This is a genomic window from Lysinibacillus halotolerans (assembly GCF_003711845.1).
GTDB classification, from domain to species: Bacteria; Bacillota; Bacilli; order Bacillales_A; family Planococcaceae; genus Ureibacillus; species Ureibacillus halotolerans.
Genome location: NZ_RHLQ01000001.1, coordinates 232,869 through 247,098 on the forward strand (window position 1 = coordinate 232,869; position 14,230 = coordinate 247,098).

Annotated in this window: 10 protein-coding genes and 1 pseudogene; 9 read left to right on the forward strand and 2 right to left on the reverse strand. The window is 35.7% G+C overall.

Annotated elements, in window-relative coordinates; genetic code table 11:
- The 3 genes and pseudogenes from EC501_RS01150 to EC501_RS18770 all read left to right on the forward strand — a co-directional run.
- On the forward strand, positions 1-1,113 hold a 1,113-nt coding region (locus tag EC501_RS01150; protein WP_158599648.1), incomplete at its 5' end, for a glycosyltransferase family protein.
- A 51-nt stretch (positions 1,114-1,164) separates the two neighbouring features.
- Entirely contained in the window at positions 1,165-2,250 is a 1,086-nt protein-coding gene (locus tag EC501_RS01155; RefSeq protein ID WP_122970448.1) for a glycosyltransferase family 2 protein, read from the forward strand.
- 361 nt (positions 2,251-2,611) lie between these two features.
- A pseudogene (locus EC501_RS18770) lies at positions 2,612-2,788 on the forward strand (DapH/DapD/GlmU-related protein); the annotation flags it as partial.
- A 55-nt stretch (positions 2,789-2,843) separates the two neighbouring features.
- Here EC501_RS18770 and EC501_RS01165 read toward each other — a convergent pair.
- Positions 2,844-3,341: a sigma-70 family RNA polymerase sigma factor gene (locus EC501_RS01165; protein ID WP_122970449.1), complete on the reverse strand. Its 498-nt coding sequence runs from the start codon at positions 3,339-3,341 to the stop codon at positions 2,844-2,846.
- 349 nt (positions 3,342-3,690) lie between these two features.
- On the opposite strand from EC501_RS01165, the gene EC501_RS01170 reads away from it, so the two are divergent.
- The 6 genes from EC501_RS01170 to EC501_RS01195 all read left to right on the forward strand — a co-directional run bounded on the left by EC501_RS01170 (position 3,691) and on the right by EC501_RS01195 (position 11,915).
- Positions 3,691-4,203: a competence protein ComK gene (locus tag EC501_RS01170; protein ID WP_122970450.1), complete on the forward strand. Its 513-nt coding sequence runs from the start codon at positions 3,691-3,693 to the stop codon at positions 4,201-4,203.
- A 123-nt stretch (positions 4,204-4,326) separates the two neighbouring features.
- On the forward strand, positions 4,327-5,124 hold the full coding sequence (locus tag EC501_RS01175) for a TIGR00282 family metallophosphoesterase (RefSeq protein WP_122970451.1): 798 nt from the start codon (positions 4,327-4,329) through the stop codon (positions 5,122-5,124).
- Between the two features lie 326 nt (positions 5,125-5,450).
- Positions 5,451-5,717: a stage V sporulation protein S gene (locus EC501_RS01180; RefSeq protein WP_036174445.1), complete on the forward strand. Its 267-nt coding sequence runs from the start codon at positions 5,451-5,453 to the stop codon at positions 5,715-5,717.
- A 328-nt stretch (positions 5,718-6,045) separates the two neighbouring features.
- A complete protein-coding gene (locus tag EC501_RS01185; RefSeq protein ID WP_122970452.1) occupies positions 6,046-7,785 on the forward strand; it encodes a 2-oxoacid:acceptor oxidoreductase subunit alpha in 1,740 nt (579 codons plus the stop codon).
- The gene (locus EC501_RS01190; RefSeq protein WP_122970453.1) at positions 7,785-8,651 is read left to right on the forward strand and encodes a 2-oxoacid:ferredoxin oxidoreductase subunit beta; all 867 of its coding nucleotides are present in this window, start codon (positions 7,785-7,787) and stop codon (positions 8,649-8,651) included. Before EC501_RS01185 ends, EC501_RS01190 begins: the two co-directional genes overlap by 1 nt.
- A gap of 210 nt (positions 8,652-8,861) precedes the next feature.
- Entirely contained in the window at positions 8,862-11,915 is a 3,054-nt protein-coding gene (locus EC501_RS01195; RefSeq protein WP_122970454.1) for an N-acetylglucosaminidase, read from the forward strand.
- Between the two features lie 64 nt (positions 11,916-11,979).
- Here the strand turns inward: EC501_RS01195 and EC501_RS01200 are convergent.
- A partial coding sequence (locus EC501_RS01200; protein WP_122970455.1) for an SH3 domain-containing protein occupies positions 11,980-14,230 on the reverse strand: 2,251 nt, incomplete at its 5' end.

Genomic DNA, 14,230 nt, shown 5'->3' on the forward strand with positions numbered 1-14,230 from the left:
CATATTGTCATACTATCTAGCATTAAATGGGACTTTTTATGGCAAAGGCATCAAATTATCGCAGAGTACTTTTCAACGAAGACTGATGTCACATTCGTTGAGACGACGGGATTGAGAAATCCTGGCCTATCCAAATCTATTGAAAGATTAACAAGAGTACTCGTTTCAAAGAAACAAATTCAACGGAAAACACCTATAAAAAATTTGAAAATATTACCACCATTCATCTTGCCACCGACCCATTCACTATTTAGACAGTTTAATAAAAACGTATTTGTCCCAAAATTAGCGAAGAACATCAGGCAACATTCTACTAAACCGATTTTATTGATCACCTATGTTCCTACCTCTACGTCCCTTTACCTCATTGACGAACTAAAACCTGAAAAAACAATCTATGATTGCGTTTTAAATTTTGAAAATTTTCCGGGAATTCCTAAAGATATTGTCATAACCGAAAATGAATTAATCCAAATGGCTGATATGTTAATTGTTGATTCGGTTCTTTTGAAAGAAAAGCATAGACATAAAAAAGAGCAAATTACTCAAATTCCCGCTGCAGTGAATTTTGAAATGTTTTATGAAATTTATGAGCAACAAATAATGAGGAAAAAGGTCAATAAAGTAACGTATTTTGGTGGGATTGATCATTATCGTATCGATTGGTCCATTATTGAACAGTTGTTGGAAAAAGGAATTTACGTCGAATTAATCGGACCTGCACCAGAAGGGATTCCTTTACGTCATAACCATCTTATACATCAAGATACAGTATCTCATCAGTCGCTCCCTAGTGTTTTAAAGAATTGTGACACGCTTATTTTACCTTATCAAATAAATGATTTTACAAAGGGGACTTTTCCAGCCAAGCTGTTTGAATGTTTTGCCACAGGGAAGCCGATTGTTGCGACAGCTTTACCGGATTTAGTGTTGTTCAAAGATGTAATGGAAATTGGTGAAAGCAAAGAAGATTTTACCGAAAAGGTATTAGTTTCCTTACAAAATGATAATTTCCAAAAAAGAGAGGAAAGAATTCTTCTGGCAAAGGACAATTCTTGGAGTGCAAGATGTAACAGTTATGAAGAAGTACTTGAAGGTCTTATCTTAAATTAATGGTTTCATCCAAAATAACTGCTAATAACGGTAGAATCGGGTGTTTGACTTTTGAAAGTTAGTGTAATCATTCCAGTTTATAATGTGGACCAATATTTGCGCCATTGCTTAGAAAGTGTTGTTTTCCAGTCCTACTCAAATAAAGAAATCATTTTAATAAATGACGGTTCAACAGATTGTAGTCAAGAAATATGTGAAGAATATGTCAGGCGGTATCCCTTTATCCGATTAATCAATAAAGAAAATGGGGGATTATCAGAAGCTAGAAATGTTGGTATTTTACACGCAACAGGGGATTATGTCATGTTTTTGGATTCGGATGATTATTGGCAGACGGATTTCTTATCCGATTTAGTGGAAATCATCCATCAAAATAACAAAGTAGAATATATTTTTTTCCCATATCAGTATTACTATCAACAAAGAAAGATTTATGTGAAGGCCCCTTTATCTATTGAGCGAAGTGAGTTAATAGGGAAAAATGGGGTAGAATGTTTAAACTATATATTAAAACATAACGGAGATTTTAAATGGTTTGCTTGGAGTGGGATTGTCAAAAAATCGTTTCTATTAAAACATGAGTTATTTTTTATGAAAGGAAGAAAATATGAGGATGCTCTATGGACACCTTATCTTTTCTTAAAAGCAACTTGTATTGACTATTACGATAACCCGATTTATGTATATAGAAATGAACGGATAGGTCAAATCACGTTGAATCATTCTTATTCTACATTGGAAGACAGTATGTTCGTCGCAACTTATTGGCATAAAGTTTTAACCACATTATCGATTGAAGAAAGTTTAGTTGAAAAATTGATGAACAATTTTGTTGAAAGATATTATTACAGTATGAAATTTGCTTGTTTTTTAAAGAGAGACGAAAGAAAGAAAATCATTTCTTTATTAAAAAAGAATCGAGCATTATTACAATATAAATTCACTTTATTTCATTCCTTTGCAGCAATGTGTAGTAAAACTTTCGGATTCCATAGGACAATTCAAATGATTCACATTATATTAACGTTAAAAGGGAAATCAAAGTATGGCTTTTGGGGGAAGGACAATGGAGATGCAGAAGGTGGGCAAAGTAAAGAAACTAACGGTGCTAAATCCATATCGAAGCATCATGCATAGAGCAAAAGTATATAAAAAAGTCTATATGAATATATCGAACCGCGACGCTATTATAAATAAAGGTAGTTTAAGTTTAGGGTGTAGCTTTAACGGATGCGGTTATTTTGATTCCAGTCTTACGATTAAAAAGGGTGGAAGGTTGATAGTAAATGGAGATTTTAAATTATATTCAGGATTTTTCCTATCGATTAATGAAAACGCCACATTAGAAATTGACTCGGGTTACATTAGCTATAAATCAAATATTTCATGTTTTGATTATATTAAAATGGGAAAAGATGTGACAATTTCTGAAGGTGTTACGATTCGTGATTCGGACAATCATGAGTTAATATATGATGGTTATAAAATGACGGAACCTATTGTAATAGGAGATCACGTATGGATTGGTTTAAACGCGACGATTTTAAAAGGTGTTACGATTGGAGATGGTGCGGTTATTGCTGCTGGTTCAGTGGTTACAAAAGATGTACCTCCAAATAGTATAGTTGGTGGTGTTCCAGCTAAAGTGATCAAAACAAATATAAAATGGAAATAATTAGGAAACAAAAGGAATCACTGGATGTAAAAAGACACATCCAGTGATTTTTCATTTACTCGTATGATTCTAACATTTTGCGGACTTTTTCAACGACTCTTTGCCGTCTTTTCCTTAGGGAGCTTGCTGACATTTTATTCGTAGCGGCAATCTCATCATAGGTCGCCCCAAATACATATAGAGTTTTAATTAAATTATAATCTATTTCGGCTAAACTCGATAATATATCTTTTAAATTTTCAAATTCATTGATTGTTTCTGTTTTGACTTGAACATAGTGGGAAAGGTTAATTAATTTATCCTTATCATAGGCGATGTTCCGCTCTTTATATTGATTATCCTTTTCGATTTCTTTGTAGATGGATGTTAACATCGTCCAATAAGCATAAGGGGCAAAATCACCTCGTTTTTGATCGTAGTTTTTCCATGCATGCCATAAGGCAATCCTTGCACATTGACGGTAATGCTCGTGATCTTTATACACCTTTGCTTTTTTTAACACTTTCGTAATCATCGGTTCATAAAGTTCGCATATCGTATTAAACTCTTCCATTTCAATCTTCCTTTGACTTGCGCGCAAAGTCGATTATTCCTAGGTGTTTTCATCGTAACCGAACTTTTGAAATGAATCGAAAGGGCTATAGAATGGATTGTCTAAAGCTATTACGAAAATTTTCTAAGAAAATATAAGAAATAACGATAGTAAATTAGAAAGATAAGTAGTTTTTCAATTTCTAGACAGTCAATCATAGTTGAAAATAAGCAATTAACTATTTGAAAATGACTTTATTTCCGAATATTGACAATATTTATAGAATTTTTTATATTAATCCATAGGTACTAGTTTTTGGTATTTATTTGAAAATGTTTGTTGAATAATTTCTATTAAGGGGGAGATTTCTATGGGATTAGAAAAAGAGATCCATTTTTTAATATCATCTCATTCTAGCATCGCAGTTACTCCTCATTTTGATGGAGAACATTCGTCAATCATTTACACTAATTTAGGGAGTTTAAAGTCAAAAGGAACAACAGATGAAATCATCAGACAATATTGTTTAAATTTCGGTGCAAGCTTAGAAGGGAGGCAAATGGCTTCTCGTAAGCTATTAAGTATTACGAAAACACCACCGATTCTAATATCGGAACGATTAGGTATTGTGGGGATGGAATTGCCTACTTATAATACTTTAGGTAAAACGTGGGTGTTTGATCTAAGTTTTACAATTGAAGAATGTGGGGCGTATAGTTTACTGATTTTTAATAACGGTGTAACGATAAAAGTCGCTCTCAAAGAAGCGGCAGTTAGATATCGAAGAGAAAAAGCGCTACATCTGCTATATACGAAAGTCCCTTTACATGATTTAAATTTAATCAACTTCAAGTTGCATTCGGATAAATATTTTACATATTAAAGGGGAAAAGGAGGAATGGTTATTCAAAGTGAAAAACAATTTTTTGTATTTTTGCCTAATCCATCATGAAAGTGTTAAAATGGTAGGACATGTTTGAATTTGTTAGAGAGAGTGATACTATTCATGAAAGTAATTTTTATTGGAGATATCGTAGGATCGATTGGTCGAGAAGCAGTTGAAAAGTACTTGCCCCGACTAAAGAAAAAATATACACCTGATGTGGTAATAGCAAATGGTGAAAACGCTGCTGCTGGTAGAGGTATAACACAAAAAATTTATCAACAGCTATTACAAGTTGGCGTTGATGTCATTACAATGGGGAATCACACTTGGGATAATAAAGATATTTACGAGTTTATTGATGATGCGGAATATTTAATTCGCCCAGCAAACTTTTCTGAAGAAGCTCCTGGAAAAGGAATGGTTCAAATTACGAAAAATGGTGTTACATTAACGGTCATTAATTTGCATGGCCGTGTTTTCTTGCCACCCCATGAAGATCCTTTTGCGATGGCGGATGCATTAGTTGCTGAAGCACACAAAACATCTCCACTCGTATTTGTTGATTTCCATGCGGAAGTAACAAGTGAAAAAATTGCCTTAGGTTGGCATTTAGATGGAAGGGTTTCAGCAGTTGTTGGTACTCATACCCATGTACAAACGGCGGATAGTAGAATTTATCCTGGTGGGACTGCCTACATTACCGATGTAGGGATGACAGGTCCGTACGATGAAATTTTAGGAATGAAAAAAGAAAGTGTTATTTACAAGTTTAAAACAAACTTACCGTCAAGATTTGAAGTGCCGAAGGATGGACGTGAAGTGTTAAGTGGATTTTACGTTGAAATCGATGACCAAACGGGTAAAGCACTACATTGCGAACGCATATATATAAATGAAGACTATCCGTTTCAAGGATAAAATAGAAACTTAAAAAATGATCCTGCCAATATTGTTGGTAGGATCATTTTTTAACTTTAAAGAGGCTGTTTAATACAATTACGGACTGTTATCCCTTGATATTTAACTTTGAAAGATGAAACAAGTTTTTTTAACCTTCCTTGTGTCTAATCGATAGTGAAAAAATAAATGGTTTTAAGTGCCAATTTGGTTTTCATTCGATTCTAATTTAGTCTTTAACATCATAAAATGTCTTACGGACACTAAGTTAAAGTCCTTTGAATGAATGCCCACTAAATCGAATGCTTCATTCAACATTTACTAAAGCTACATGGGGAGGAATAAATGTGGATTCATTAAAAGTATCATCTCGCTCTAATCCAAATTCTGTCGCAGGTGCGCTCGTTGCCGTTATTCGTGAGCAAGGATATGCGGAAATGCAAGCTGTAGGTGCAGGTGCATTAAATCAGGCAGTAAAGGCAGTCGCAATTGCACGCGGTTTTGTCGCACCAAGTGGCACGGACTTAATTTGTGCACCAGCTTTTGCAGATATTACAATCGCTGGTGAAGATCGTACAGCTTTAAAATTAGTCGTAGAAAAAAGAACTCGATAACATTAAGACATCACATTTTTAAGCCCTTAGTGATTGGCATGTGCTGATCATTAAGGGCTTTTTTCATGGGGCTATTTATTTGCAACTTACTTCTTAACAATTCCGTCTTTTAATGGTAATAAAAAATTACTGTAATATAGTATGGCTTCCTTTTCTTGAAGTAATCTAAAGGAAAGATAAACATACTGCAAATCCTTGTCTGTTAACTTTCAGTCAAAGGTCTGAATTTCATGATTTTGGTGTTTTTCGGATAGTTTATGCATTTTGTTCGTGTTAAACTAATGAAGGAAAAAAATATATAAAAACAGTTTTTTAAGGAGTTGTTAACATGTTACATCAGCTTTCTTGGAAAGTCGGTGGGCAGCAAGGTGAAGGTATTGAGAGTACAGGTGAAATTTTCTCAATGGCCATGAACCGTTTAGGCTATCACCTTTACGGTTACCGTCATTTCTCTTCACGTATTAAAGGTGGCCATACGAATAATAAAATTACCGTTCGTCCAACAGAAGTTCGTTCTATTGCAGACGATTTAGATATATTAGTTGCTTTTGACCAAGAAACAATCGAAGTGAACTATAAAGAGCTAACTGAAAAAAGTATTATTTTAGCTGATGCTAAATTTAACCCAACAAAACCTGAAGATTCAAAAGCGCCATTATTTATCGTGCCATTTACTGAAATTGCGACAGAACTAGGTACTTCATTAATGAAAAACATGGTGGCGATTGGTGCTACTTCAGCCCTTTTAAATTTAAATAAAGAAGTGTTCCAAAGCGTTGTCGATGAAATATTCGGACGTAAAGGGGAAGAAGTCGTTAAAAAGAATATGGAAGCAATTCAAAAAGGGTATGACGTCATGACGGAACTTTTAGGTGACCGTGTCGGTGAGTGGGAACTAGCTCCTGCTGACGGAAAACGACGTATGTATATGATCGGGAATGATGCAGTTGCTTTAGGTGCCATTGCAGCAGGTGCCCGTTTTATGGCTGCTTATCCGATTACACCAGCTTCCGAAATCATGGAATATTTAATTAAAAAACTTCCAAAATTAGGTGGCGCGGTCATTCAAACTGAAGATGAAATCGCAGCGGCGACAATGGCTATCGGTGCTAACTACGGTGGTGTTCGTTCCTTCACAGCATCAGCTGGTCCTGGTTTATCATTAATGATGGAATCCATCGGCTTATCTGGTATGACAGAACAACCATTAGTGATTGTCGATACGCAACGTGGTGGTCCATCGACAGGTCTTCCAACTAAACAAGAACAATCGGACTTAATGGCCATGTTCTATGGTACACATGGTGAAATTCCGAAAGTTGTTATTGCACCTTCTACTTTAGAAGAAGCATTCTTTGATACAATCCAAGCATTTAATATCGCAGAAGAATTACAAATTCCTGTAATTATTATGACGGATTTACAATTGTCCTTAGGGAAACAAACGACAGATCCGTTTGACTACAGTAAAATTGAAATTCGCCGTGGAAAAATTGTCGAAGATGAAATTGAAGCAAATGACAACAAAGATTACTTCAAACGTTATGAAAATACAGAAGACGGGATTTCTCCTCGTGTCTTCCCAGGAACTCCAAATGGTATTCACCATGTTACAGGGGTAGAACACGATGAAACGGGTAAACCAAATGAAGCACCAGGAAACCGTGGAACACAAATGGACAAGCGTTTCCGCAAACTTGAAAAGTTAACATTTGATACGCCAGTCCATGTCAATGCACCTCATGAAGAAGCGGATGTATTATTAGTAGGATTTAATTCAACGCGCGGTGCGATTGAAGAAGTTCAAGAACGTTTAACAGAAGAAGGGGTAAAAGTAAACCATGCCCATATTCGTTTACTATTCCCATTCCCAAGTAAAGAAATGGCTCCATTAGTAGCCAATGCGAAAAAAGTGATTGTGGTGGAAAACAATAAAACTTCCCAATTAGCAAATATTTTAAAAATGAATATTGGCGGTCACGATAAAACATACAGCATTACGAAATATGACGGTACACCGTTCTTACCTCGTGAGCTTGAAAATAAAGTAAAGGAGCTGCTTGACTAATGGCAACATTTAAAGATTTTCGTAACTCTGTGAAACCAAACTGGTGCCCAGGCTGCGGTGACTTCTCCGTACAAGCAGCGATTCAACGTGCAGCAGCAAATGTCGGCATCGAACCCCATGAATTAGCTGTAGTAGCTGGGATTGGCTGTTCTGGTCGTATAGCTGGATATATCAATTCATACGGATTCCATGGTATTCATGGTCGTGCATTACCGATCGCGCAAGGCTTAAAAATGGCGAACCGTAACTTAAATGTTATCGCTTCTGGTGGTGACGGGGACGGATTTGCCATCGGTATGGCTCATACAGTTCACGCAATTCGTCGTAACATGGATATTACTTACGTTGTAATGGATAACCAAATTTACGGTTTAACGAAAGGGCAAACTTCACCTCGTTCAGCTCAAGGTTTCATTACGAAATCAACACCAGGTGGAGCAATCGAGCCATCATTAAAACCGTTGGAAGTGGCATTATCTGCAGGAGCAACGTTTGTAGCCCAAGGATTCTCGACAGACATTAAAGAGTTAACAGCCCTTATCGAAGCTGGTATTCAACATAAAGGGTTCTCTTTCATTAATGTCTTTAGCCCATGTGTTACTTATAATAAAGTGAACACTTATGAATGGTTCAAAGAACATTTAACAAAATTAGCTGACATTGAAGATTATGATTCTTCTAATCGTGAGTTAGCGATGCAAACAGTAATGGAAAAAGAAGGATTAGTAACAGGGATCATTTACCAAGATACTGAAACAAAATCTTATCAAGAAAAAGTACCTGGATACGCTGAACAACCATTAGCTGACCTTGATATGAACTTAAGTGAAGATCAATTTAATGAATTAGTAAAAGAGTTTATGTAATATGTAAGCCCCCATATTTTGGGGGCTTTTTTATTGGAGAGAAAAGGTGTTGGATAAAATATCAAATTTTTATTATAAAATATTGGTAATTATCAAAAATGTGTTTACACATCTGAATGCTCAAACTATTATGAAGTTAATAGATTCATTTTTCTATTAATTTTTAATTGTGAGAGGCGGAGGATGATAGGTTAAATCCTATATTGGACGATGAAAAAACTGAATATCATACTAATTTTAGTTTCTGTTTTCGTATTTCTTTTTCTAGATCAAAATGTTAGGAGTGTTGAGGCTACTAGTGAATATTCTACTAGTAAACTTGGACATTTAAACAATGCAGATGTTTTGATTTATAAAGATTACACAAAGGCTAGTTCATCATTTAAAGCGGGTTCCCAATATATGAATGTGGTTTATTATATTAAGAAACAAGCAATTCATAATGGGGATACTTTTTATTTAATGAGTACCCAACCGAGCAGTACTTTAGGTGTTGTTGGATGGGTGAAATCATCTAACGTACAAGTGTTGGCCCATACAACAATCAGTGGGCAAAAGAAAACGTTGTATGTTAAAGGAAATGGAAGGGCGTATCGTAAAGCATGGGGTGGCACAAAGGATGTAATCTATAATGAAATGTCTAAATATTCTAATTTAGAATTCAAAGTAGATTTAACTGAAACGGTTGGAAAAATGACATGGTATAGAGGGACTGTTAATGGTGTAAAAATGTGGTTGCAGTCGAATCAAGTGATTATTCCGAATTCAATCAGTTTATTAGGACATATTAATGGATCTGCCACGACAATATATCCCGTAAAAGGTGCAACAACTCCAACAATAGAAGCGAAACAATTCTTTAACGCAGTTTACTATATTAAAAGTTTTGCTTATATTAACAACGAACTCCATTACATAATTAGCACTGAACCGAGCAGTGAAAGGGGAGTCGTAGGCTGGATAAAGGCAAAAGATACAACAACTTATGCCCATAAAACAGTAACCGGAAAACGGCAGACCTTCTATTTTAAAGGAACTGGAAAAGCGTATAGTAAGGCGTGGGGCGGTTCAAAAGATTTAGTTTTTGATAACCTGTCACCCTATAGTTATGAAAGTTTTCAAGTTAACCTTACAGAAACGGTTGGCGTAAATACTTGGTATAGAGGGACGTTGAACGGTAAAACGATTTGGCTTCATGCTAACGATGTTTTAACTACGATATCAAAAGTGGAAATAAGTAAAACAAGTTTACTAGGCCATTTAAAGAGTAATGCAACGATTTATAAATTAATTGGTCAATCGACTTCAACTGTTGCTGCTCCTTATACGTATACGGTTTACTACATTAAAAAACAGGTGAAAGTGAATGGTATTTTATACTATTTAATTAGTATGAAACCAAGTAGTGAACAGGGTACAGTCGGATGGGTGAAATCAACAGATTTGAATACACAAGCCCATAAAACGATCAGCTCTAAGGCGAAAACTTTGTACATTCATGGTACAGGAAAAGCCTATAGTAAGGCATGGGGTGGAACGAAAGATATTGTTTTTTCTGATATGTCCGATTATCAATTTTTAACAATTACCGTCAATTTAACGGAAACTGTTGGTAATACAACATGGTATCGGGGCATTTTAAATGGGAAGACGATTTGGTTACACGAAAATGATGTCGTTGTACCCACTGCAACAAGTTTATTAGGTCATATTAATGGTAATGCGACGACGATTTATCGAAGGGACGGAAACATTTCATCTACATTGGATACCACTTCTTATTTTCATGCTGTGTACTATATTAAAACTCAAGGTAATTTTAATGGAGAAGTATATTATTTGATTAGTAAAACAGCTGGAACAGAAGGAATCATCGGTTGGATAAGTTCAACTAACATGACAGAAAAAGTGCATAAAACGGTTGATCATCAAGGAAAAAGCTTTTATTTAAAAGGGACAGGTACTGCTTATCAAAACCCTTGGGGTGGAACGAAAGATATTATCTACAGTGATTTGAGTCAATTTTCGAAGGAAAGTTTTCAAGTTAACCTTACAGAATCCGTGGGATCTGATGTATGGTATCGTGGTACTTTAGCAGGGAAAACGGTCTGGATTTCTGATGAGTATGTAAATAAAACGATCATAAACTATACAAAATATGATTTATCTTTGAGTGAAGCTTTAGCCTTACAAATGAAAGCTACTCCACAGACCGATAAATATCGAAATTTACCAGGATATGTGAGCCGAAATTTTGTGGAAATTGTAATGGGAGGTTCAACGACAAGTTCGGGTGTACGTCTCAGAACATCTCCAAAACTAGATACAAATAACAATGTATATGAAACGGTTCCAATAGGTACTGCCTTTACAATTTTAGATGATAACATCATAGGAGATGCTACAGCTGGTTCTACTAGATGGTACAAAATTCAATATAACGGGAAAGAGTTATATGTTCATCGTTCACTAGTTCGAATCAGTTCCAATCTAGGTAAGGTGAAGAGTACTGTCAATATCCGTTCAGAAGCATCAGAACAAAGCCATATATATGGGAAGTTAGTGACTGGAACATTCGTGACAATTTATTCAACGGATTCCTATTGGGCTCAAATTGCCCTTGGAGTATGGCGAAATGCTACCCAATCCGATGTGAGTGAATATTTAAATCCGAATCATTTTGTTAATGATCCAAAACAAAAATTCCAATTTCTCGATTTATCTAAATCGAGTGGGGTATCTGTCACTGTATTAGATAATTATTTGAAGAATAGAGGAATTTTCCATAATCTTGGTGAAGCGTTTGTTCAAGCAGGTGCCGAGAATGGAATAAATGAATTGTATCTTGTATCCCATGCGTTACTTGAAACGGGACATGGTACTTCAGAATTAGCCCAAGGTATTCAATATAACGGTACGGTTGTGTATAACATGTATGGAATTGAAGCCTTTGACCACTGTCCAAATGAATGTGGAGCAAAAAAGGCATTTGAGGAAGGGTGGACAACTCCTGAAAAAGCAATTATTGGCGGGGCAAAATATATTGCCAATGATTATATTAAAGGGAAGAACCATACTGGTACGATTCAAAACACTTTATACAAAATGCGTTGGAATCCTGAAGCGATGGACCGTTATAACGGGGCTAGCCATCAATATGCAACGGATATTGGATGGGCATATAAACAAATTAATTCGTTATACAATCTTTATCAAACCCTTGGTATAAACAATATGATTATGGATGTACCAGTTTATCGTTAAAAGAAAAGTAGCCACATATGGAAAAATTTGTGGCTACTTTTTACTTTCTTTACATATTCTAATTTTAGCGGTTTAATTCACGAACGATATAGCCGCCAGAAGCCCAACCGTAATGACCATTTACTTTCACTTTATACCAACCATTTTTCGTAATAGGAACATCTTTTGAATCTAATGCAAGTTCCACATAGTCTTTATGATTAATAGTTGTAATAACTTGAGCACTTGTTGAAGCATCTGCCCGTACATTTAAAGCAACTCCACCTGTATCGACACGTCCTAAGTTTTTCACAGTAAAGTATTTATTGTACGAACTAAAGGATACGTTAGCATAATAAGTTCGGTTGTTATATTTCACAGTTAACCAATAATTATTATCCTTTTCAAGTAGGTTAAATTTTGCGCCTTTTGGCATTGTCCCAACGACTTTACCAGATTTTTTATCATATAGGTTAAATGTTGTTTTCGCAACAGCTAACGTATTTGTTGGGAAGACATCCGATAAGTCAGGATAGCTTGGGTTGGATACTGGAGTCGTATTTGGACTACTTCCAGCAGCACTTTCTTTAGAATATTCCATAATATTTGTCATATGACGAGCAATTAATTCGCCCCATTTTTCATCCGTTGCATAGTAGAAGTTCATCCCTTTACTTAAGGAATCAACACGGCTACCTGCAATACTTTTAACGGAATATCCTAAATAAGTTCCTTGGTTATGCCAACTATTTCCTAAATACGTTGCTTTAATTTTTTGGGCGATAAATTCAATGTTTTGTTTAATGGAATCGAATTTAACGGCACCAAGATAAGGGACTAAATCATAGGCGCCATAGCCAAATAAATTGTAGCGATCAAGGGCAATTGTGGATTTTCCAAAATTACTTTCATGAATCGCATGGGCTGCTAAATAGAGGGCGTTGACACCATATTTTTTTCCAACCTCTACGAAGATGTCACCCGAATTAAGTAATACGCTTCGGTTATTACCAACGCGATCTTTAATATAAGCGTTAATTTGATTTGCAGTAACAGAAGAAACGGTTCGTAAATCCATAAACAAGTAACTATTTTTGTTTGCTTCTAATGAGTCAATGCGTGCTTTCGTTGATTGACTAATTAAATAGCTACCTGATACAAAACCAGTTTTTCCGTTGTAAGAAACTTTGTACCATCCATTTGAAGCTTTATAAGCTGTTGTAAGCTTCGTATTCGCTGGAATTGTACCTAGCGATGAAGATGATGTTGAATTAGATGTTCTTAAATTTAAAGAATTCGTTGTATAGACGACCATCGAATTAATCGTTTGTCCAGGAGGTAGATTAGATGAACCTGAACCTGTGGACGGATTTGTAGGACTTGTCCCGTTGTTTGTTGAAACTTTAACATAATCTGAGCTTACCCAACCAGTTACACCATTATAAGTAACCTTATACCAATTACCAGAAGTTGAGATGTACGTAATAGTAGATCCATTCGGAATAGTTAATAAAATTTTACCAGCAGTCGAATTCGTTGAACGTAAGTTTAAGTTAGCAGTTGTACTATAAATTTTATTTACTACTGTATCGTCAGTACTTGGTTTTGATGGTTCGGTACTTGGTTTAGAAGGCGTAGTTGGTTTAGTCGTAGTCCCACTGTTAGTAGTCGTAACTTTAATATACTCTGAGCTAACCCAGCCCGTTTTGCCATTATAAGTAACTTTATACCAGTCACCTGACTTCGAGATATAGTTAACAGATTTCCCCTTCGGAATCGTTAATAAAATACTTCCTTTAGTAGAGTTAGTCGAACGTAAGTTTAAATTAGCAGTTGTTGTGTAAGTCGATTTAACTGCTGAGTCACTCGTGTTTGGTTTAGACGGTTCACTAGTGCTTGGCTTAGAAGGCGTCGTCGGTTTAGTCGACGTTCCAGTATTAGTAGTTGTGACTTTCACATACTGCGAGCTAACCCAGCCCGTTTTCCCGTTGTAAGAAACCTTATACCAGCTACCAGATTTGGAGATATAATTAACGGATTTCCCTTTCGGAATCGTTAATAAAATACTTCCTTTAGTAGAGTTAGTTGAACGTAAATTTAAATTAGCTGTAGTAGTATAAGTTGATTTCGTTACTGTTTCACTCGTACTTGGCTTAGAAGGCGTAGTTGGTTTAGTCGACGTTCCAGTATTAGTAGTTGCGACTTTCACGTATTCCGAGCTAACCCAGCCCGTTTTCCCGTTGTAAGAAACCTTATACCAGCTACCAGATTTGGAGATATAATTAACGGATTTCCCTTTCGGAATCGTTAATAAAATACTTCCTTTAGTAGAGTTA